Genomic DNA, 19,977 nt, shown 5'->3' with positions numbered 1-19,977 from the left:
GCGCGCTTTGGGGCAGTGACTATGGTCGGCCGTGACTTGGGGAAACTTAGAGCAGAATCGGCACGCAAGCGTGGCGTTCCAGTCTCTTGGTGAGTCGGTAGTGGGCGGTCTTCGCATGAAATTTAGCCGGCAAACAACGCTTCGGTCGCAGGCTACCGTGACGGGCGTCGGCGTTCATTCCGGTTTACCCGTCAATCTGACAATCGGACCTGCATCTGTCGATGCAGGTTTTATTTTTGTCCGCACCGGCCTCGATGGTTGCGACCGCGAGGTTCAGGCCACCGCGGAAGCCGTCATATCAACCGAATTTGCAACCGTGCTGGGCGACCGCCAGGGTCCGCTGGTTTCGACCGCCGAGCATGTGCTTGCTGCACTGCGGGGCATGGGCGTCGATAACGCCACTATCGAAGTCGATGGTCCGGAAGTTCCGATCATGGATGGCAGCGCTGCGGCCTTCGTCGCGGCGATCGACCAGGCCGGTATCGTCACGCAGTCGGCGTCACGCCGCTTCATCCAGGTGCTGAAACCGGTGCAGGTCGCCATCGGCGACTCCTTCGGCGAGTTGCGGCCCCATGCGAGCGGGTTCCGCGCCGAGATCGAAATCGACTTCGCCAATCCGGTGATCGGCCGCCAGAGTTATACGCTCGATCTCAGCGCCGAACGGTTCCGCCGCGAGATTTGCCGAGCCCGCACCTTTGGCTGCATGAACGACGTGGCGCGACTCTGGAGCGCCGGTTTTGCGCTCGGCGCTTCCTTCGAGAATTCGGTGGTGTTCGACGAAACCCGCCTGCTCAACACCGAGGGCTTGCGCTTCAGCGACGAATGCGCCCGCCACAAGGTGCTGGATGCGATCGGCGATCTCGCGCTGGCCGGTCTGCCCCTGCTCGGCGCCTATCGCTCGGTCCGCGGCGGCCACAAGCTCAACCATGCGGTGCTCACGGCGCTGATGGCCGATCGCAGCGCCTATCGGGTGATCGAGGCCGAAAACGCCCGCCGGCCGCGCGCTCACGCCGAAATCGGCAGCGGAATGGTGGGCACCATGATCGCCCCGGCCTACGGCCCCGACGTTTCCTGACTTTCGTCTTCGAAATGTCCTGACCGTCGTCTTCGACGTGTCCTACTTTCGTCTTCGAAATGTCCTGACTTTCGGCCCCGTACCAGGGCCAAACCCCGATTTTACTGCAGTAACCATGATCGGCCGTGAGCGATCCGCGCCGCCTTAATCCGGGCGAAATGGCTGCGTATCCGGTTGGTTGAGGGGCTTTTTTCGGCTACACAGGCCCTCGGCCGCAACGTTTGCTCCGGGGACAGTTAATGATTGCGTCCATGACCGCTCCCAGGACGCGCCGCGGCGGGCAACGCATCACAGGCGTCAGGTCTTAGGTCTTATGTCGGCACAGCGGATGACGCGCGAACAACGCAAGGGATCGGCAGGCAGCGGCCTCGGCCCGGTCAGGCGATTCGGCCGGCAAATTCGGCTGGCCCTGGCGCTGGTCGGACTCGCCGTCCCGCTCAGCGGATGCGGCACCGGCGCCTTGTGGGACAAGTTCTTCGCCAAGGACGACACCTTCGTCGAGGAGCCCGCGGACAAGCTCTACAATGAGGGCTTGTACCTGATGAACCAGAAGCACGACCCGAAGGCGGCGTCGAAGAAATTCGAGGAAGTCGACCGCCAGCATCCCTATTCGGACTGGGCCCGCAAGTCGCTGTTGATGTCGTCCTACGCCTTCTATCAAGCCGGCGACTACGACAGCTGCATCGGCGCTGCGACCCGCTACGTCACCCTGCATCCGGGAAGCCCGGATGCTGCCTACGCGCAATATCTGATCGCGGCCTCGCATTACGACCAGATTCCGGACGTCAGCCGCGATCAGGGCCGCACCGAGAAGGCGATCTCGGCGCTGAACGAGGTGGTCCGCAAATACCCGACCTCGGAATATGCCGTCAGCGCCAAGGCCAAGCTGGAAGGCGCGCGCGACCAGCTGGCTGGCAAGGAGATGGAGATCGGCCGCGAAAATCTCCAGAAACGCAACTACATCGGCGCGATCAACCGCTTCAAGACCGTGGTGACCCAGTATCAGACCACCCGCCACGTCGAGGAAGCGCTGGCCCGGCTGACCGAGGCCTATATGGCGATCGGCATCGTCGGCGAGGCGCAGACCGCGGCTGCCGTGCTAGGGCATAATTTTCCCGACAGCCGCTGGTACAAGGACGCCTATAATCTTGTAAAGTCGGGCGGTGTAGAGCCGAGCGAGAACACCGGCTCCTACATCTCCAAAGCCTTCAAGAAACTGGGTCTCGGGTAAGGTCTTTCCATGCTGGCGCGTCTTTCGATCCGTGACATCGTCCTGATCGAACGGCTCGATATCGAGTTTTCGCGCGGGCTCGCGGTGCTGACCGGGGAAACCGGCGCGGGCAAATCCATCCTGCTCGATGCCTTTGCGCTCGCGCTCGGCGGCCGCGGCGACCAAGGGCTGGTCCGCCACGGTGCCGAGCAGGGCCAGGTCACCGCGGTATTCGACGTGCCGAAGAATCATCCGGCCGCAAAAATCCTCAGCGACAACGGGCTGGATGATGACGGCGAGATGATCCTGCGCCGCGTACAATTGGCCGACGGCCGCACCCGCGCCTTCATCAACGACCAGGCGATCAGCGTGCAGACCCTGAAGGCGGTCGGCTCCGCGCTGGTCGAAATTCACGGCCAACATGACGAGCGCGCGCTGGTCGACGCCTCCACCCACCGCCGCCTGCTCGACGCTTTTGCAGGGCTCGAGAAGGACGTCGCAGCGCTGGAGGCGCTGTGGGACGCACGGCGCGCCGCCAATGCCGTGCTCGGAGAACATCGCGCCGGCATGGAGCGCGCCGCGCGCGAGGCCGATTATCTGCGCCATGCCGCCGACGAATTGAAGAAGCTTGCGCCTGTTGACGGCGAGGAGGCAGCACTTGCCGGACGCCGCACCACGATGATGCAGGGCGAGAAGATCGCAGCCGACCTGCGCGAGGCGCAGGAAGCGGTCGGCGGGGCGCATTCGCCGGTTCCGGCGTTGTCCGCGGCCGTGCGGCGTTTGGAGCGCCGCGCCGGCAATTCGCCCGCTTTGGTCGAGCCCGCGGTGAAGGCGATCGACGCGGCGATCAACGCGCTGGAGGAGGCCGACCAGCATCTCAATGCCGCGCTGGTCGCCGCCGACTTCGACCCGGCCGAACTCGAACGCATCGAGGAGCGGCTGTTCGCCTTGCGCGCCGCTGCGCGCAAATACTCGACGCCGGTCGACGCTCTGGCGGCGCTCGCCACCAAATACGCCGCCGACGTGGCGCTGATCGATGCCGGCGCCGAGCAGTTGAAGAAGCTGGAGGCGGCGGCGGTCGAGGCCGACCAGCGCTACAACACTGCTGCGAAAAAGCTGTCCGTCGCGCGGGAAAAATCGGCCGCAAAACTCGACAAGGCGGTCAATGCCGAACTGGCGCCGCTGAAGCTCGAACGCGCCACCTTCACGACGCAGATCGAGTCGGATCCGCAGTCGCCGGGCCCGCAGGGTTTCGATCGCATCGAGTTCTGGGTCCAGACCAATCCCGGCACAAGGCCGGGGCCGCTGATGAAGGTCGCCTCCGGCGGCGAGCTGTCGCGCTTCCTGCTGGCGCTCAAGGTGGTGTTGTCCGATCGCGGTTCGGCGCCGACGCTGGTGTTCGACGAAATCGACACCGGCGTCGGCGGCGCGGTGGCGGACGCCATCGGGGCCCGGCTGTCGCGGCTCGCCTCCAAGGTGCAGGTGATGGCGGTGACGCATGCGCCGCAGGTCGCCGCGCGCGCCAGCCAGCATCTGCTGATCTCCAAGGACGCGCTCGACAAGGGCAAGCGCGTCGCCACCCGTGTCAACGCGCTCGCCGCCGACCACCGCCGCGAGGAAATCGCCCGCATGCTGGCCGGCGCCGAGATCACGGCGGAGGCGAGGGCGGCCGCGGAACGACTGCTGAAGGCGGCGACGGCGTAGGTCCGCTCCCTCGCCCCGCTCTTCGCGGGGAGAGGGTTGGGGTGAGGGGCTCTCTCCGCGCGTAAGGTTTCTATGGATTGAACAGGGTGCCTCGCCCCTCACCCGGCGCTTTGCGCCGACCTCTCCCCGCGCAGAGCGGGGCGAGGTTATTGGCGCCCCGCCGCCTTTTCTCCGAACAATCTTCGTCGTAACTATTGGGCCATGGCTAAAGCAGCAAAGATATCCGCCCCCGACGTCTCCACCCTGACCAAGGCGCAGGCCAGGGCCGAGCACAAGCGGCTGACGCTCGAGATCGAGCGGCACGACAAGGCCTATTACCAGGACGACGCGCCGAAAATTTCGGACGCCGAATATGACGTGCTGCGCCGACGCTTCAACGCGATCGAGGCGCGGTTTCCGGAATTCGTTTCCAGTGAGTCGCCATCGCAAAAGGTCGGCGCGGCGCCATCGGGAAGATTCAGGAAGGTCCGCCACGCGGTGCCGATGCTGTCGCTCGACAACGCGTTTGCCGAAGCGGACGTCGTCGATTTCGTCGGCCGCATCCGCCGCTTCCTCAAGCTCGCTGACGACGAGCCGATCGATTTTTCAGCCGAGCCGAAGATCGACGGCCTGTCGATGTCGCTGCGCTACGAGGCGGGCGAACTCGTCACCGCCGCGACTCGTGGCGACGGCGCCGAGGGCGAGGACGTCACCGCCAATATCCGCACGCTCGAGGACGTGCCGAAGAAACTGAAGGGCCGGGGCGTGCCCGAAATCTGCGAGGTGCGCGGCGAAGTCTACATGACCAAGACGGGGTTTCTGGCGCTGAACGAGCGGCAGAAAGCGGCAGGCGACACCATCTTCGTCAATCCGCGCAATTCGGCGGCGGGCTCATTGCGCCAGAAGGACCCGTCGATCACCGCCTCGCGTCCCCTGGGCTTCTTCGCCTATGCCTGGGGCCAGATGAGCGCGATGCCGGAAGATACCCAGTCCGGGATGATTCACTGGTTCGAGCGCTGCGGCTTCAAGACCAATCCACTGACGAAAATCTGCCATTCGGTCGAACAGCTGATCGCGTTCCATCGCCAGATCGAAGACCAGCGCTCGCATCTCGATTACGACATCGACGGCGTGGTCTACAAGGTCGACCGGCTCGACTGGCAGGAGCGGCTCGGCTTCGTGTCGCGTAACCCCCGCTGGGCGATCGCGCACAAATTCCCGGCCGAGCGCGCCATGACCGTGCTGCGCGACATCGAGATCCAGGTCGGCCGCACCGGCTCGTTTACGCCGGTCGGCAAGCTGGAGCCGATCGGGGTCGGCGGCGTCATCGTGCAGAACGTCACGCTGCATAACGAGGATTACATCCGCGGCATCGGCGGCGACGGCGAACCATTGCGCGACGGCCGCGATATCAGGATCGGCGACACCGTCATCATCCAGCGCGCCGGCGACGTGATCCCGCAGGTCGTCGACGTCGTGCTCGACAAGCGGCCGCCCAACGCAAAACCGTATCATTTTCCGAAGAAATGCCCGTGCCCGCTGCACACCGACGTGATACGCGAGGAAACCGCCACCGGCGAGGAGGGCTCGCGCGCCCGCTGCAGCGGCGAGTTCGCCTGTCCCTACCAGAAGATCGAGCATCTGAAGCTGTTCGTCTCGCGCCGCGCGTTCGACATCGACGGGCTTGGCGAGAAACAGCTGCAATATTTCTTCGATGAAGGCTGGGTCAAGGAGCCGGCCGATATCTTCACGCTGCAGGCGCGCAACGCCAGGCTGAAGCTGGAGGAGATCGAAGGCTACGGCGAGACCTCGGTGCGCAACCTGTTTTCGGCGATCGAGGAGCGGCGGCGGATTGCGCTGGAGCGTTTCATCTATGCGCTCGGGATGCGTCATGTCGGCGAGACCACGGCGCTGGCGCTGGCGCGCGGCTACGGCTCATGGCAGGCGTTCCACGACGCCTGCCTCAGGGTCGCAGACGGCGACGAGGAAGCGATGGCCGAGATGGACGCGATCGACCAGATCGGCGAAACCGTGATCGCCAGTATCAAGGCCTATTTCGGCGAGAGCCACAACCGCGGCATCGTCGAGCGGCTGACAAGAGAAGTCACCATCCTCGATACCGAGAAGCCAAAGAGCAATTCGGTGATCGCGGGCAAGACCGTGGTGTTCACCGGCGCGCTGGAAAAAATGACGCGCGACGAAGCCAAGGCGACGGCCGAACGGCTCGGCGCGAAGGCCGCGGGCTCGGTGTCGAAGAAGACCGACTATGTCGTCGCCGGCCCCGGCGCCGGCTCGAAGCTTGCGGAAGCCAAGAAGCACGGCGTCGAGGTGCTGACGGAAGATGAGTGGCTGAAGCTGGTCGGGGGGTGAGGCCGCGGCAATCAGGGCGACACGCCGGCTTCCTGCAGCATGCTGAAGTCCAGGCCGTGGCTCAGGCCGACCAGCGTCAGCAGAAGGCCAACTCCGCAAAATATGGCGATAAGTTTCAGCGTTTCGAATTCGCCGGCCGATTGAATGGCACGGGACAACGCGTGCGCGATAGCGGTCATTGTGACCTCCTGCCCGGTTTCCGGGATTTGAACGATCGACGCTCTCCCCGGTACGTCGAGTAGGCCCGCGACGGGGGATCGCGACCGAGCGTGCCTGAAGGCCCCGTGCCGCGCCTTCAGGACACCTTATTTTTCGCTCATGAAGTTCATTATTTTTTCAGGGAAGCCGCGCCAAAAGGCGTGACGGATGACCGTTCAGGGGCGGGAGTCTTTGAATTGCTTTATGTTTTTGAAAACTACGCTCTCGATCCGGGCCGACGCGAGCTGCGCTGTGGCGAAGCCGCCGTCGCCATGGAACCGCAGGCGTTCGACCTCCTGGTATATTTGATCCGTCACCGCGAGCATGTCGTCAGCCGGGACGAGATGATCGAACAGGTCTGGGGCGGCCGCATCGTGTCGGAATCGGCGCTGAGTACCCGCATCAATGCCGTGCGCAGTGCGATCGGTGACAGCGGAACCGAGCAGCGCCTGATCAAGACCTTGCCGCGCAAGGGTGTGCGTTTCGTCGGCGACGTGCGGGAGGGGCTGGAGCCGTCGGATGTGCCAGCCGCGAGTCCATCTCAAAGCGGCTCCTTCGAAATCATCGACACGCATGAGGCCAATGGGCGGCTGCCTGCGCCGCAGGCGCCCGGTACGGAAACGATCAACGGACATGCACAAGCGCTGCCCTCGGTCGTGCCAGCACCGGTCGAGCAGCGCCGCTTCCCTGTTCGGCGCCAGCTGGCGGCAGCCATCGCCGCCATCAGCCTTTTATGTTTCGCGGTTCTAACCTGGAGCTATTTCGCGCGATCGGTACAATCGCAACGGACCAGGGCGAATGTCGAGACCGCCGCAAAACTTGATCACATTTCCGGACAGATCAACATGACCTCTCGCGAGGATTATGAAGCGGTCCGCGCACTCGAGCAATGGGCTGTCAACCTCGACCACAATAATGCGACTGCCCTGGCTCATCTGACGTTTGCAATTGTGACCGGCGTGCTGAATCACTGGTCGAGTGACGTTGCCGGCGACCTTCACGCAGCCGACCTGGCGCAGCAGGAGGCCGTCCGTATCGCACCTGAGAGCAAGATTGTGCGTGGCGCGCAGTGCCATGTCCTTCGTGCGATGCGACAGTACGAAGCTGCCATCAGGGTATGCAGCGAAGCCGCCGTGAGCTTTCCGGAGTACCCGTTCCTGCACAAGGAGATCGGATATAACAGGCTGATGCTGGGCCAGTTCGACAAGGCGCTTGCCGAATTCCTCCAGGCCGATCGAATAGAGCCGGATTCGCGGTTGCGCTGGAGCTGGGATCAGGGGATAGGCTTGATCTATCTGATGCAGGGGCAGGATCAGAAGGCCATCGACCAGTTGTCGCGGGCGATGCTTGAGGCGCCCAATGCGGGGCACGCTGCAGCCTATCTGGCCGCGGCCTATGCTTTGGTCGGCCGCGAGCAGGAAGCACGCGATGCGCTGGACCATTACTTGAAGCTGTGGCCGAACACAGCCTTGAACAATTTCGGGCCGATGATCGGAAACGCCGCATTCAACAACAAGATGGGAAGAGTGCTGGAAGGACTGCGATTGGCAGGGCTTCCTCAGTGACGTGGCGGCAGGGTCGCGCTGTCGTAGCCCGCCATGTCGCCAAGTGACCCGCGAGCCCCCAAATAGTAACCAGAGCATGATCCGGAAAAGTGGACACCGGTTTTCCGAATAGATCATGCTCAATCAAAAAGTTAGAGCGGGATGACGATTCGAGGAAAAGTCATCCCGCTCTAATGTGAAACGACCGTACGGGGAGACGACCCGATTGTTTTCTAATTCGCGTTCGGTGGTCGATGTGGCGATACCCTTCCTGAACCCGGAGACTTCATGCGCGCTTACGTTCTCAGGCATTACGGCGGTCCCGAAGGCTCGCAGCTGATGGATGTGCCGGCACCAGCGCCGGGGCCGCGCGATATTCTGGTCCAGGTACGGGCTGCGGGCCTGAACCCGGTGGATTTCAAGTTCCGGCAGGGGAAGCTGCGCGCGATCCTGCGGCCGAAACTTCCGCTGGTGCTCGGCAACGAACTCGCGGGTGAAGTCATTGCTGTAGGTCGCGACGTCAAACGGTTTCGCGTGGGTGACCGGGTGTTTGCCCGGGTCGCGAAGGAGCGTGCCGGCGCCTTCGCCGAGCAAGCCTGTGTCGACGAGGACGACGTGGCGCAGATGCCTCGCAATCTGGATTTCACGGCTGCGGCCGCCATACCGCTGGCGGGACTGACGGCGCTGCAGGCATTGAGGGACGAACTCCATCTCAAACCGGGACAGAAATTGTTCGTTTCGGGCGGCGCCGGCGGGGTCGGCACTTTTGCCATCCAGATCGCCAAATGGCTGGGCGCCCATGTGACGACAACGGCTTCGAAGCGAGGCGAAGCGCTGGTGCGCTCGCTCGGCGCTGATGAGGTGATCGATTATACGGTCCAGGATATATCCAGCGTGGCAGCCAGATTTGATGCGGGATTTGACCTGATCGGCGGCAAGACCCTGGCGGAAATGTTCGACATCATGAAGCCTGGAGCCAGCATCGTTTCGGTCGCCGCCGTTCCGGAGCCGCAAACCGCGATCAGGGATCTCGGCGGCCGCCGCGCTCTCTCCGTCATTTTCTGGCTCATCAGCTACGGCATCCGATCCCGGGCTCGCCGCGCTGGCGTCAGTTATCGCTTTCTCTTCATGCATCCAAGCGGTAGCGACCTCGCCCTGCTTGCGGAACTCATCGAGCAGGGAAAGCTGAAGGCCATCGTCGACAGAACCTATCCATTGGCGAAAATTGCTGATGCTCTCGACTACGTCGAAAGTGGACGCGCCAAGGGAAAAGTGGTGGTGACGAACCAGTGAGTCGATGGCTGGCCTGACGGGGCGGCCGGGGGCTCGTCGGAGCTGGGCGGCGCCGCTCCCTTTGTCGCGTCAAATCGCGGATCGGACATTGCGTCTGCGCGCGCCCTATGTCCGCTGCAGGTTTCGGACATGGTGCGATGTCCGGCTTTTGAGTCCGCTTTCAGGCATAGAGCGGAAAACATCCGCTCCCGGGGAGTATTTCCGAGCTTAACCCGGAGCCGACACAGGGGATCACCAGGTTTATTTCGTGGGGCTGCCCCCAACGTCTTCCGGATATTGGGTTTACAGCTACACTGCCAGGGTCTGATCCTTTGGTGGCGGGCATGAAGCGTCGCGATTTCATCGCACTTCTCGGCTGTGGTGCAGTGGCTTGGCCACTGGGCGCGATGGCGCAGCAGCCGGGTAGGACCGTCCGGATCGGCTATCTCGGAGCCCAACCAGACAATCCAATGATCGTCGCAAGTTACTCCGAAATTGCCAGCGAGCTACGACGGCTCGGCTTTATCGAAGGTCAGAATTTGACCATCGCGTATCGAAACTTCAACGTTCCGGATGTCGATATTTCCAGGCTGGCTGCCGAGCTGGTGCAGACGAGTGTTGACGTGCTCGTCGCCGACGGACCCGAGGCCGTATTGCAAGCCGCCGTTGCCGCGACCAATACCATTCCGATCGCAATGATCGCTATCAACTTTGACCCGATCGCGCGTCACTACATATCGAGTCTCTCCCACCCCGGCGGCAATGTCACGGGACTGGTCTTTCAGTCAACAGAACTTGCGCAAAAGCAGCTCGAAGTTCTGAAGCAGGCTTTACCAGGAAAGACCCAAGCCACGGCCCTTTATGATGAGCTGTCCGCCGCCCAATTCAAAGCTGCCCAGCAGGCCGCAGAGAGACTGGGTCTGGAATTGAACGGAATAAAGCTTGAAAACCCGCCATACGATTTCGATGCTGCTTTCCGATACCTGGCACCGCGTTCGCCGGATATGTTGCTGGTTCTATCCTCCGCTCATTTCACAAAGAGCGCGCCGGATATCGCGAGGCTCGCGATCCAACAACATGTGCCCACCATGTTCACCTTCAAAAGCTATGTTGAAGCTGGGGGGGTTATGTCTTACGGCGTCGATTACGTTGCCATGCATCGCCAAATAGTGCCCCTTCTTGGTAAGATTCTCAGTGGTGCAAAGCCTGCCGACATTCCGGTCGAGCAGCCGACAAAGTTCGAGTTGGTGATCAATCTCCAGACCGCGAAGGTCCTCGGCCTCGAAATCCCGGTCACGCTTCTCGGCCGGGCCGACGAAGTGATCGAATGACGATGCCACTTCCTGCGGCGCATGAGTCCGTTCCTGGCACGAAGCGGACCTCGCGCGATCTCTCGCTTGAGTCCGCTTTCGGCGGTGGAGCTGAAATCGGATTTCGGAGCCGTCAGGACCGGTCTTGACCCACAACGGGCGTGCCTCGCAGGCGTATAAAATCTGGCCTTAATGGCTCGCCAGACGAGGCGGCCGGCGGCTCACCGCCACGACGCCATGCTCTCGAGCACGCCATCGCGCCGGATCAGGCCGTGGAAAAGCGCCGCCCCGAAATGCACGAGGAAGGTCGCGAAGAACAGGTAGGCAAGGTAAGTATGCAGCTCGCGGAGCCACGCATAGAGCGTCAAATCATGCGGCAGGATCGGCGGCAACTGCAGCGGCCCGTAGAGCACGATCGGATAGCGCGCCGCCGACAGCATGCCCCAGCCGACCAGCGGCATGATGAACATCAGGGCATACAGCAGGATGTACGACGCCTTGGCGGCGAACTGCTGCAGGGACGGAATCGTATCGGGCAACGCCGGCGGCGGGTTGATGAACCGGTTGACGAGACGGATCACGCACAACACGAAGATGGCTATTCCAAGCGGCCGGTGGATCGCAACCAGGAGCTCGTAGCGTGGGGAGAGCGTAGCGGCCATGCCGACGCCGATGAAGAACATCGCCACGATCATCGGCGCCATCAGCCAGTGCAGAAGCCGGGACGCAGCCGGGAAGCGTGCCTGGGTGCTCATGACTTGCCTCCTGCCTGCACTTCCTGCGTGGTGACCGCGCTGGGCGGCTTCTCATGCTCCTCTCCGGCACGCAGCGTGAAGGAGCGCGCATAGGCCGCCGAGCGGGCACTCAGCAATGGGTCGTCGGACGGCTCGATGCCGGACGGCAGCACCAGGGGATCGTAGTTGACGTCGGTGCAAGGCCCGCCGTCCTCACCCGATGCGTGATCGATGGTCACCGTCCCGGCGTCGACCTGTCGGCGGTCGGCGGGCCAGGGCAGCGTGGCGTCGTTGGTCGGGTCATCAACCCCGCCGATCGTTACCATCAGCCGCCATTGCAGCGGATGCTCCGCGATTTGGTCGACCAGGTCATCGAACAGGTAGTTGGGGTCTGCTTCCGCCGATGGTCCCGCGCGGTCAGCCGAAGAGGGTTGCACCGGCACCGTGGACCAGCGAACCGGGACTGAAGCGCCGGCTGCGTTGACGAAGCGGAAGGCATCGAGGCTGTTGAAGGTGGAGTTTGCAAACCCGGAGGTCACCTGGCGTTGCTTGATCAACGCCAGCGCCCGCGCTGCTTCCGGATGGGCAGCCAGGAATGCCTTCATTTTGGCCGGATCAGGCTTTCCGGTCGCTGGATCGGGGCTGGCGGCGAGCAATTGATCGTAAAAGTCGCGCGCCGAATTCACCGGGAAAACCGGGATGTTGTTCATGCCGGTGCGCCATTCCTCGCCACCGGGCGGCAGGAAGCGTAGCGCCATGCTGCGCACTGTCGCAGGCTGATCGGGCTGAAAGGGCATGCCGCCGGCGAGCGCGAAGCGGCCTACGACCGGGACACGTCCGGGCCTGAACACAGCGGCTTTCGAAAGTGCCGCTGCCTCGCCGTTGCTCTCGAACCACCCGGTGACGCAAACTCCCTTCGCATGGTTGCGACGGAATCCGGGATGAGGGCCGTTGGCGTCCTGGAATGCGGCCATCATTCGGTCCTGGGTCAGCCGTGCCGGCGACAGCCAGCCGCCCACATAGGCGAACGCTCCGGCCACGCCCAGCAATACCGCGCCGATCGCGCCCAGCCGGACGAGCACTCCGGCATTGCTTACTGAACCCGCTCCAAACCAGAATGGCTTCATAACGCGGCCTCGCTGACCGTCCGTGTCCCACTGGCCCCCAATGCCAGTTTGCTCAGAATGGTTGTGCTCAGCAGAAATTGGCACGCCATCATTCGGCGCTCTGCGCACGAGGCAGGAACTGAGAATTGCAATTCACCGGCGCAAGCGCGCGATCTCTAAATTTTTATTTATGGTGGCGCCTTTGTTTCCGACGGCTGCATCGCTCTTCAACGTGTGGTAGAATTGTTCTTGTAAGAAGGACGGAAAAGCGCGAATATCACGGCCGGGTTGGAAGCAAAGGGGTGTGAGATGGCAAACCCTCTGGACGCTTTGTTCAAGGCCGCGAACGCCCTTCCGGCGCCGGTGCCGGGAGATACCCAGGTGACGGCTCAGTGTGTCGCCAATCTGTTTTCCCCAAACGGTCAGGAGATTGCGGCACTGGGGCCCCTGCAATTCACGCGCGCGACATCTCACGAACCCGCCTTCTTTTCCGGCTCGAGCTTCGCCGGTCCGGAAGGCGACGAAAATAACAGTCTTTCCTTTCAGACTCACCTAACGCTGACGGCGATCGGCCCCGGACACACCGCCTATAGCCTGACCGTCAAAGCGCCAATTTTCAGTCAAAGCTTGAGCCTTGTGCCGAAAGCCATATTGACCAACGGCGTTTACAGCATCACCGCGATGTCACCGCAGAGCGCCTTCGTTTTTTTGACTCTGTTCGCTCCAATGGCAACCAACTTTTAGGTCGCGCGCAGGTTGTCGGGCCTCGCGCTCGTTCGGCGGGAAGCCGCCGATATTGAACGTGGCGGACATCCGTCGACGTCAAATTGATTGCTTCACGCACTGATGTGAGGCGCCACGACCGGCCCCTCGCTGCCTCGACGGGCAAATCACCAACGTCGTAACGTCTTTGTTCGACCCGCTTGTCAAGCCTGTCCCGAAAAAATATTCCTATTTACCGAATATTCGGAATATCCTATATGCCATTCATCCCGCCCCACCAAAAGGGGCGTTGCGCAACGTCATCAACGCGGGGCGGGATGCGATGGACGCTGATGGTGTCTCTGACGGAGGCGCCGGAGGCGGACGGACAAGACGTGTGGGCCTGGCACCCCGACGCTGGTGTCAAGTTTCGCGAAGGCGACTTCTCGAGGCGACGGTGGCCAACAAGCCCGGCGCACCGGGGCGAGCACGGAGCAGCCGTTAAAACCATTGTGTGGGGAATGCCGGGTGATTCCGGTGTGACCTGTGGTGACTACGCTCGTGTACTTTGTTTTTTATCGTACGCGAGGCTGCGGGTGCATCGAGCGCCCGGCATTCCCTGCGCCCTTTGTTTGCAAAGGGCGGGAATAAAAGAATACCTCGCGCAAAAAATCGTGCGGCGAGAACGCGAAGGTGTGTCTCACCGTCATTGCGAGCGCCAGCGAAGCAATCCATCTCTCCACTTTGCTGCGCCATGGATTGCTTCGCTGGCGCTCGCAATGACAACCTGAGCTATCATCACCTGCTTTAAGCGGGTGATCCAGTATTCCAGAGACGCTTGTGATTGAATCGAGAAGCCGCGGCGTACTGGATACCCCGCTTTCGCGGGGTATGACGGACGGAGGTTGTTCGTGCAGCGACGGCCGTCCGATATCAAAGCGACAATGGCGCCGTCGCGGCGTCGAGCCACACCTTCGTCGCCTCGTCGACATGCGGGCGCACCGCGTGGCGGACGCGCTCGTGATAATCGTTGAGCCAGGCGAGTTCATCGCCGCTCAGCATGCTGAGATCGACCAGCCGGCGGTCGATCGGAGTGAGCGTCAGCGTCTCGAAGGCGTTTACGGGCTTCTCCGCTCCCGGAATCTCGGCGCCGACCACCAGCTCCAGATTCTCGATCCGGATGCCGAAGGCGTCCGTCTTGTAGTAGCCGGGCTCGTTCGACAGGATCATGCCGCGCCGGAGCGGCGTGGCGCCGAGCTTCGAGATCCGCGCCGGTCCCTCATGCACCGAGAGATAGCTGCCGACGCCGTGGCCGGTGCCGTGCTCGAAATCGATGCCGGCCTGCCAGAGATATTGCCGCGCCAGGCTGTCGAGCTGCGCGCCGGTGGTGCCGTCGGGGAACAGCGCGCGCGCGATCGCGATATGGCCGCGCAGCACGCGGGTGAAGCGGTCCTGCATTTCCAAAGTAGGCGCGCCGATCGCGATGGTGCGGGTGACGTCGGTGGTGCCGTCTTCGTATTGCGCGCCGGAGTCGATCAGCAGCAGATCGCCTGGCGAAATCCGGCGGTTGCTCTTGCGGGTGACGCGATAATGCACGATGGCGCCGTTCGGACCGGTGCCGGCAATGGTCGGGAACGAGACGTCCTTCAGCGCGCCGGTGTCGCGCCGAAACGTCTCCAGCGCCTCGACGGCGTCGATCTCGGTGAGGTGGCCTGCGGGCGCCTCGCGGTCGATCCAGGCGAGGAAGCGCGCCAGCGCCACAGCGTCGCGGCGGTGCGCGGCGCGCGCGCCCTCGATCTCGGTCTTGTTCTTGACCGCCTTGAGCAGGGTGACGGGATCGCTGCCGCGCAGCGGCTTGCCGCCGGCGGCCGCTATCATCCGGCTCAAGGCGTCGGCGGCGGTGGCGGCATCGAGCGCGATCACGGCGCCGCGTTGCGCGAGCTCGGTCAATTTTGGCGCCAGCGCGTCCGGCTCGGCAACATCGGCCGATTGCTCGAGATGGTCGCGGGCGCTGTTCGAGAGCTTGCGGTGGTCGATGAACACGGTCGGCCGGCCGTCCTTCGGCACCAGCGCATAGGACAACGGCAAGGGCGTATGCGCGACGTCGGCGCCGCGGATATTGAAGGTCCAGGCCACCGCATGCGAATCCGACAGCACCAGCGTCTCGGCGCCGAGCTTTGTCACCTCGGTGCGAATCTGCTGGATCTTCTGCGCTTCCGCCTCGCCCGCAAATTGCGGGCCGTGCACCGACACCGGGCCAAGCGGCGGCGGCGGGCGCTCGGTCCATACCGAATCCAGCGGGTTAGAGTCGACCGCGACCAGTTCCGCGCCCGCCTTGGCGCAGGCAGCGGTCAGCCGCTCGGCGGAAGCAGAAGTATGCAGCCAGGGATCGAAGCCGAGGCGGTCGCCGGCGGCGAGATGCTTCGCCAGCCAGCTTTCTGGCGGCGGATCGGCCAGCGGCTCGACGCTCCAGGCCTTGGTGTCGACCTGCTTGGCCGCCTGCAGCGTGTAGCGGCCGTCGACGAATACGGCGGCGGCCTGCATCAGCACGATGGCCTGGCCGGCGGAGCCGGTAAAACCGGTCAGCCAGGCGAGCCGTTCGTCGGAGGGCGGGACATATTCGTTCTGCTGCTGGTCGGCGCGGGGGACCACGAATCCGGTCAGATTCCGCCGCGCCAGTTCCTCGCGGAAGGCCGACAGCCGCGCGGTCAGCGCCACGCCGGTTTCCGGTTCCTCGAATGTCTGGAAAAGGGCTTCGAACATCGCGCAAACATCCTAGAATTGCGTGGAAAATTCCGCAATGCGTCATAAATCCTTCCCATTCGGCCCAAGCTGTGCTTGAATTGCTGCACCTGCGTTAGACGGGCTGGAACGGATTGCTATCGCGAGCCGTTGATACCTTACCAAGAGGAAATCCAGGGGTGTTTCAACTCAAAGACGAGGGGAACCACAATGCCTGCATTTACGTTTGAGAAAATCTCGCCGCCGGTCCGCAGCGGCCCGCTTCCTCCTATCGTAAAAAAGCAACGCGGTGTGATCGTTCAAATTCTGGACCGTTTCGTCGTGGCGCGCGTCAGGCGCTCGTCGCGCAAGGAGAAAAGCGTCATCGCCCGGCGCGAGGCGAAGCGCGCGAAATAGCATTCAATCCACGTGACGCATCAACAGGCTGCTCCAGCCTTCGACCTGAATGTGCCGCTCCAAGACAAGTCCGCGGCTGCGATGGGCGGCGATCACGCTCTGAGCCTGCGGCGGCAATAGCCCCGATAGAATGACCAGCGCCGACGGCGCCAGATGCTTCGCCATCGGCGTTGCCATTTGCCGCAGCGGATTGGCGAGGATATTCGCCAGCACCAGATCGAACGGGCCGCGTCGCGCAAATTGCGGCGCCGAGAATCCGGTGGCGCGGATGGTCGTGACCAGATCTCCCACCCCGTTGAGCCGCGCATTGTCGCGGGCCACCCTGACCGAGAGCGGATCGATATCGCTCGCCAACAGCCCGATCCGCAGCGCCTTGGCGGCGGCGATGGCGAGCACGCCGGTGCCGGTGCCGAGATCGAGCACCCGGCGCGGCCGATAGGCCTTGAGCACGTCATCGAGCAGCTCGAGGCAGCCCCGCGTCGTGCCGTGGTGGCCGGTGCCGAACGCCAGCGCCGCCTCGATCTCGATGCCGAGCTGGTTGGGCGCAACCTTCGCGCGGTCATGCCGGCCATGCACCGTGAAGCGCCCGGCGCGGACCGGAACCAGTTGGTCCAGCGTCGTCCTGACCCAGTCCCTGGCCTCGACCGTGTCGAAGGCGATGGCTTGGGCGACCTCATCGCCGGCGGCGATGCCGACCAATTCGCGGATCGAGGTTTGATCCGGCGGCTCGGCAAAATGCACGGTGATGTGCCAGCGCCCGCCGGGCCCCTCGAAGGCTGCGATCACCGCTTGGGCCTCGAAAAAGCTCTCGGTCATGAGATCGACCACGCGCCTGGCGTTCCGTTCGCTGCCGATCGCAAGACTGGCGCGGTGGGTGGCCGGGGTGAGGGTGGCGGTCATCGGGAGGTTCGGGGAATTGGCGTATGCGGGAGTGTGTCCCACAACCTGTCAACATCAGGCGCAAGGGTTGTTCACAGGCTTATACACCGAAACATACCGTGTCTATCCGAGGGGTTCTCAACCCGGACTGCATTGCTATCCAGACCATCCTTGCCGCACGATTTGCGCCGGCGGGACGCTTCCCGCCCTTGGGACCTCTTCGCATCGATGGTAACATTCGCGGGGGTAAGCCCGCATATCCTTGAGCTTATGAGGGGGGAAGCACATGCGTTACTGGATGGCGGTCGGTGTAACCGCGCTTGCAATAGGTCTGGCGGGAAGTGGCCGTTGCATGGCCGCGGGTGCCGTCGCGGTCGGCGAGCCGGCGGAAATTGCCAAGGACGGCGTCGCGATCTTTACCTATGTCAACGCCAGCAGCGCGGAGGCTGCCAAGCAGAAAGCACTGGAAGGCTGCAAAGGTTTGCCGAACGCCTCGTCGACATCGAAAGCCCTCTGCAAGGTCGTCGCCACCTTCGAGAATCAATGCGTCGCCCAATCGCTCGATCCCGAAAACGGGACGCCGGGCTTCGGCTGGGCCATGGCCCGCAATTCGAGGATGGCCAAGGAGCAGGCGTTGTCCAACTGCCGCGACACCGCCGGTCCGACGCGTCAGGACAAATGCGTGATCGGACCCCGCGACCTCTGGTGCGACGGGTCGGCCAAGTAGCCGGCCTCTCCACTGCGTCATCAACCGGTTCTCCACAGCCTGTCCACCGGCTTGTCAACATTCCGGACGGGGCGCTAAAGCATCGCCGCGTCCAGCGCCTGGGTGCGATTGACATCCATCGGATGGTCGATCAGCGCCTGTACCTTGGCGACGAAGCGGACGGTGTGGGGTAATTTGGCGTGGAGGTCGAACGCCGCTTCGTCGATCCAGCGGGAGTGGACGAAGAACAGCCTGACATCGCGGATCGAGCGATAGGCCTTCTGGAACAGACAGCCTTGCTCGGCCTGGGTCGGGCCGCTGACCTCGCGCAGCGCTTCGGCGACTGCTTCTTCCTGCCCCTCGAGCGCGTGGAAGCGGGCAAAAATGACCAGCTCCATGGTTGTCTCCCTCATGCGAACAGCGCGCGATGGTCCCGCAGGATCACGCGCGCGGCGTTGTGGCCGGGGGCGCCGGTGACGCCGCCGCCGGGATGCGCGCCGCTGCCGCAATGGTAGAGGCCCTTCAGGGGCCCGCGATAATCGGCGTGGCCGAGCATCGGGCGCGCGGAAAACAACTGGTTCAGCGTCAGCGCGCCGTGAAAAATATCGCCGCCGAGCAGGCCGAACTGCCGTTCCAGATCGAGCGGCGACAGTATCTGCCGGCCGATCACGCTTGACCCAAAACCCGGCGCGTAGTTGTCCACGGTCGCGATCATGAGATCGGCGACCTCCTCGCGATGGTCATCCCATGATTTGCCGTCGGGTAGTTGCGGCGCGACGTGCTGGCAGAACAGGCTTGCGACATGCTGGCCGGGCGGCGCCAGCGTGTCGTCGAGCGTCGAGGGGATCAGCACCTCGACCACGGGTTCGCGGCTCCAGCCCCGCGCGCGCGCATCGAGCCACGCGCGATCCATATAGGGCAGGCTGGGCGCCAGGATGATGCCAGAGGTGAGGTGATCGCCGTCGCCGGGCAGCGCGGTGAACGAGGGCAATGCGCTCAATGCGACGTTCATCCGGAAGGTGCCGGAGCCGTTGCGCCAGTTCCGGATACGATCGAGAAAGTCCGCCGGCAGCGCGCCCGCCGGCACCAGTCGCGTATAGAGCAGTTTCGGATTGACGCCGGAGGCGACATATCGTGCACGGACGGTCTCGCCATTGTCGAGGATGACGCCGACCGCGCGGCCGCGCTCGATGATCACCTCACGCACGCCGGCTTCGGTTTCGATTCCCGCGCCATGGTCGCGGGCGGCGCGCGCCATCGCCTGCGTGATCGCGCCCATGCCGCCGATGGCATGGCCCCACACGCCGCGCTTGCCGTTCACCTCGCCAAGCAGGTGATGCAGCAGCACATAGCCGGAGCCTTCGGTGTACGGGCTCGCCAGGTTGCCGACGACCGCGTCGAAGCCGAGCAGCGCCTTGATCGGATCGGACTCGAACCAGCCGTCGAGAATGTCGCCGGCGGATCGGCGGGCGAGACGAAGCGCGGTGCGGAGGCTGTCGTCCTGCCAAAGCCGCTTGCCGAGCGCGGCGAACTTGCCAAGGCCGCGCAACGCGCCAATACCGCCCTTGCCCCACGACAGATCCGGCGGCGCGCTGAGCATGAGACCACGCAGCACGTTGGCGACGCGGCCGATCTCCGCCTGATACTGCGGATAACGCGCGGCATCTTTGGCGCTGAACTTGGCGATCTCGCGCTCGGTCCGTCCCTCGCCCGACAGCAGATAACGGCCATCGGGCAGCGGCAGGAAATTCTGCGCACGGCGCTCGACGATGCGCAGACCGTGGTCGTGAAGCTTGAGATCAGCAATGACCTTCGGCTGCAACAGGCTGACGGTGTAAGCCGCCGTCGAGTTGCGAAAGCCGGGATGAAACTCTTCCGTGACGCAAGCGCCGCCGACGATGTCGCGGCGCTCAAAAACCCGCACCCGTAACCCGGCCATGCCGAGATAGGCGGCGCAGGTCAGCCCGTTATGACCCGCACCGATGACGATGACGTCGAGATCGGACATCAGAGCATGATCCGGAAAAAAGCATGCCCTCGGACTTGATCC

17 protein-coding genes are annotated in these 19,977 nt (G+C 63.5%); 10 read left to right on the top strand and 7 right to left on the bottom strand.

What is annotated here, in order from left to right:
• Positions 1-115 precede the first annotated feature (115 nt).
• The 4 genes from lpxC to ligA all read left to right on the top strand — a co-directional run bounded on the left by lpxC (position 116) and on the right by ligA (position 6,338).
• A complete protein-coding gene (lpxC, locus tag VK804_RS29880; RefSeq protein ID WP_325751883.1) occupies positions 116-1,075 on the top strand; it encodes a UDP-3-O-acyl-N-acetylglucosamine deacetylase in 960 nt (319 codons plus the stop codon).
• A gap of 313 nt (positions 1,076-1,388) precedes the next feature.
• Positions 1,389-2,306, top strand: a complete 918-nt coding sequence (locus VK804_RS29875) for an outer membrane protein assembly factor BamD (protein WP_325751882.1) — start codon at positions 1,389-1,391, stop codon at positions 2,304-2,306.
• Positions 2,307-2,315: 9 nt separating this feature from the next.
• Complete coding sequence (gene recN / locus VK804_RS29870; RefSeq protein ID WP_325751881.1) at positions 2,316-3,989, top strand: DNA repair protein RecN; 1,674 nt, start codon at positions 2,316-2,318, stop codon at positions 3,987-3,989.
• A 201-nt stretch (positions 3,990-4,190) separates the two neighbouring features.
• Complete coding sequence (ligA, locus tag VK804_RS29865) at positions 4,191-6,338, top strand: NAD-dependent DNA ligase LigA (RefSeq protein WP_325751880.1); 2,148 nt, start codon at positions 4,191-4,193, stop codon at positions 6,336-6,338.
• An 11-nt stretch (positions 6,339-6,349) separates the two neighbouring features.
• Here the strand turns inward: ligA and VK804_RS29860 are convergent, their stop codons facing one another.
• On the bottom strand, positions 6,350-6,517 hold the full coding sequence (locus tag VK804_RS29860) for a hypothetical protein (protein WP_325751879.1): 168 nt from the start codon (positions 6,515-6,517) through the stop codon (positions 6,350-6,352).
• Between the two features lie 90 nt (positions 6,518-6,607).
• Between VK804_RS29860 and VK804_RS29855 the strand changes: the two genes are divergently transcribed.
• The 3 genes from VK804_RS29855 (at position 6,608) to VK804_RS29845 (ending at position 10,683) form a co-directional block, all read left to right on the top strand.
• Complete coding sequence (locus VK804_RS29855; protein ID WP_325751878.1) at positions 6,608-8,101, top strand: winged helix-turn-helix domain-containing protein; 1,494 nt, start codon at positions 6,608-6,610, stop codon at positions 8,099-8,101.
• Positions 8,102-8,419: 318 nt separating this feature from the next.
• Positions 8,420-9,373 (top strand): NADP-dependent oxidoreductase, encoded by a 954-nt coding sequence (locus VK804_RS29850; RefSeq protein ID WP_325751877.1) that lies wholly within the window; start codon positions 8,420-8,422, stop codon positions 9,371-9,373.
• A gap of 323 nt (positions 9,374-9,696) precedes the next feature.
• Entirely contained in the window at positions 9,697-10,683 is a 987-nt protein-coding gene (locus VK804_RS29845; RefSeq protein ID WP_325751876.1) for an ABC transporter substrate-binding protein, read from the top strand.
• Between the two features lie 200 nt (positions 10,684-10,883).
• Here VK804_RS29845 and VK804_RS29840 read toward each other — a convergent pair whose 3' ends face one another.
• Both VK804_RS29840 and VK804_RS29835 read right to left on the bottom strand, forming a co-directional pair.
• Positions 10,884-11,417 carry a cytochrome b gene (locus VK804_RS29840; RefSeq protein WP_325751875.1) on the bottom strand — a complete coding sequence of 178 codons (534 nt, stop codon included), beginning with the start codon at positions 11,415-11,417 and terminating at the stop codon, positions 10,884-10,886.
• A complete protein-coding gene (locus VK804_RS29835) occupies positions 11,414-12,523 on the bottom strand; it encodes a catalase family peroxidase (RefSeq protein ID WP_325751874.1) in 1,110 nt (369 codons plus the stop codon). The genes VK804_RS29840 and VK804_RS29835 overlap by 4 nt, the downstream gene beginning before the upstream one ends.
• Before the next feature lie 288 nt (positions 12,524-12,811).
• Between VK804_RS29835 and VK804_RS29830 the strand changes: the two genes are divergently transcribed.
• Complete coding sequence (locus tag VK804_RS29830) at positions 12,812-13,246, top strand: hypothetical protein (RefSeq protein WP_325751873.1); 435 nt, start codon at positions 12,812-12,814, stop codon at positions 13,244-13,246.
• 891 nt (positions 13,247-14,137) lie between these two features.
• On the opposite strand, the gene VK804_RS29825 is transcribed toward VK804_RS29830, so the two are convergent.
• Positions 14,138-15,967, bottom strand: coding sequence for an aminopeptidase P family protein (locus tag VK804_RS29825; RefSeq protein WP_325751872.1), 1,830 nt, complete (start codon positions 15,965-15,967; stop codon positions 14,138-14,140).
• A gap of 189 nt (positions 15,968-16,156) precedes the next feature.
• Here VK804_RS29825 and VK804_RS29820 point away from each other — a divergent pair, with 189 nt between their 5' ends.
• Positions 16,157-16,342, top strand: a complete 186-nt coding sequence (locus VK804_RS29820) for a hypothetical protein (protein ID WP_325751871.1) — start codon at positions 16,157-16,159, stop codon at positions 16,340-16,342.
• Between the two features lie 3 nt (positions 16,343-16,345).
• Here VK804_RS29820 and VK804_RS29815 read toward each other — a convergent pair whose 3' ends face one another.
• Complete coding sequence (locus tag VK804_RS29815; RefSeq protein WP_325751870.1) at positions 16,346-17,242, bottom strand: 50S ribosomal protein L11 methyltransferase; 897 nt, start codon at positions 17,240-17,242, stop codon at positions 16,346-16,348.
• A gap of 331 nt (positions 17,243-17,573) precedes the next feature.
• Here VK804_RS29815 and VK804_RS29810 point away from each other — a divergent pair, with 331 nt between their 5' ends.
• The gene (locus VK804_RS29810) at positions 17,574-17,948 is read left to right on the top strand and encodes a DUF4189 domain-containing protein (RefSeq protein ID WP_325751869.1); all 375 of its coding nucleotides are present in this window, start codon (positions 17,574-17,576) and stop codon (positions 17,946-17,948) included.
• Between the two features lie 74 nt (positions 17,949-18,022).
• Here the strand turns inward: VK804_RS29810 and VK804_RS29805 are convergent, their stop codons facing one another.
• Both VK804_RS29805 and VK804_RS29800 read right to left on the bottom strand, forming a co-directional pair.
• Positions 18,023-18,325 (bottom strand): putative quinol monooxygenase, encoded by a 303-nt coding sequence (locus VK804_RS29805; protein ID WP_325751868.1) that lies wholly within the window; start codon positions 18,323-18,325, stop codon positions 18,023-18,025.
• 11 nt (positions 18,326-18,336) lie between these two features.
• Positions 18,337-19,935, bottom strand: coding sequence for an NAD(P)/FAD-dependent oxidoreductase (locus VK804_RS29800; RefSeq protein WP_325751867.1), 1,599 nt, complete (start codon positions 19,933-19,935; stop codon positions 18,337-18,339).
• Positions 19,936-19,977 lie beyond the last annotated feature (42 nt).

The sequence above is a fragment of the Bradyrhizobium sp. genome, assembly GCF_035484855.1.
Taxonomy (GTDB): domain Bacteria; phylum Pseudomonadota; class Alphaproteobacteria; order Rhizobiales; family Xanthobacteraceae; genus Bradyrhizobium.
The sequence above is the reverse complement of the archived record's forward strand: the minus strand, read 5'-3'. Positions and strand labels throughout refer to the sequence as shown.

What these genes read in the sequence shown, in the direction of transcription:
- lpxC (WP_325751883.1), top strand. Translation starts at nt 116, where the DNA reads ATGAAATTTAGCCGGCAAACAACGCTTCGGTCGCAGGCTACCGTGACG.
- VK804_RS29875 (WP_325751882.1), top strand. Translation starts at nt 1,389, where the DNA reads ATGTCGGCACAGCGGATGACGCGCGAACAACGCAAGGGATCGGCAGGC.
- recN (WP_325751881.1), top strand. Translation starts at nt 2,316, where the DNA reads ATGCTGGCGCGTCTTTCGATCCGTGACATCGTCCTGATCGAACGGCTC.
- ligA (WP_325751880.1), top strand. Translation starts at nt 4,191, where the DNA reads ATGGCTAAAGCAGCAAAGATATCCGCCCCCGACGTCTCCACCCTGACC.
- VK804_RS29860 (WP_325751879.1), bottom strand. Translation starts at nt 6,517, where the DNA reads ATGACCGCTATCGCGCACGCGTTGTCCCGTGCCATTCAATCGGCCGGC.
- VK804_RS29850 (WP_325751877.1), top strand. Translation starts at nt 8,420, where the DNA reads ATGGATGTGCCGGCACCAGCGCCGGGGCCGCGCGATATTCTGGTCCAG.
- VK804_RS29845 (WP_325751876.1), top strand. Translation starts at nt 9,697, where the DNA reads ATGAAGCGTCGCGATTTCATCGCACTTCTCGGCTGTGGTGCAGTGGCT.
- VK804_RS29840 (WP_325751875.1), bottom strand. Translation starts at nt 11,417, where the DNA reads ATGAGCACCCAGGCACGCTTCCCGGCTGCGTCCCGGCTTCTGCACTGG.
- VK804_RS29835 (WP_325751874.1), bottom strand. Translation starts at nt 12,523, where the DNA reads ATGAAGCCATTCTGGTTTGGAGCGGGTTCAGTAAGCAATGCCGGAGTG.
- VK804_RS29830 (WP_325751873.1), top strand. Translation starts at nt 12,812, where the DNA reads ATGGCAAACCCTCTGGACGCTTTGTTCAAGGCCGCGAACGCCCTTCCG.
- VK804_RS29825 (WP_325751872.1), bottom strand. Translation starts at nt 15,967, where the DNA reads ATGTTCGAAGCCCTTTTCCAGACATTCGAGGAACCGGAAACCGGCGTG.
- VK804_RS29820 (WP_325751871.1), top strand. Translation starts at nt 16,157, where the DNA reads ATGCCTGCATTTACGTTTGAGAAAATCTCGCCGCCGGTCCGCAGCGGC.
- VK804_RS29815 (WP_325751870.1), bottom strand. Translation starts at nt 17,242, where the DNA reads ATGACCGCCACCCTCACCCCGGCCACCCACCGCGCCAGTCTTGCGATC.
- VK804_RS29810 (WP_325751869.1), top strand. Translation starts at nt 17,574, where the DNA reads ATGGCCGCGGGTGCCGTCGCGGTCGGCGAGCCGGCGGAAATTGCCAAG.
- VK804_RS29805 (WP_325751868.1), bottom strand. Translation starts at nt 18,325, where the DNA reads ATGGAGCTGGTCATTTTTGCCCGCTTCCACGCGCTCGAGGGGCAGGAA.
- VK804_RS29800 (WP_325751867.1), bottom strand. Translation starts at nt 19,935, where the DNA reads ATGTCCGATCTCGACGTCATCGTCATCGGTGCGGGTCATAACGGGCTG.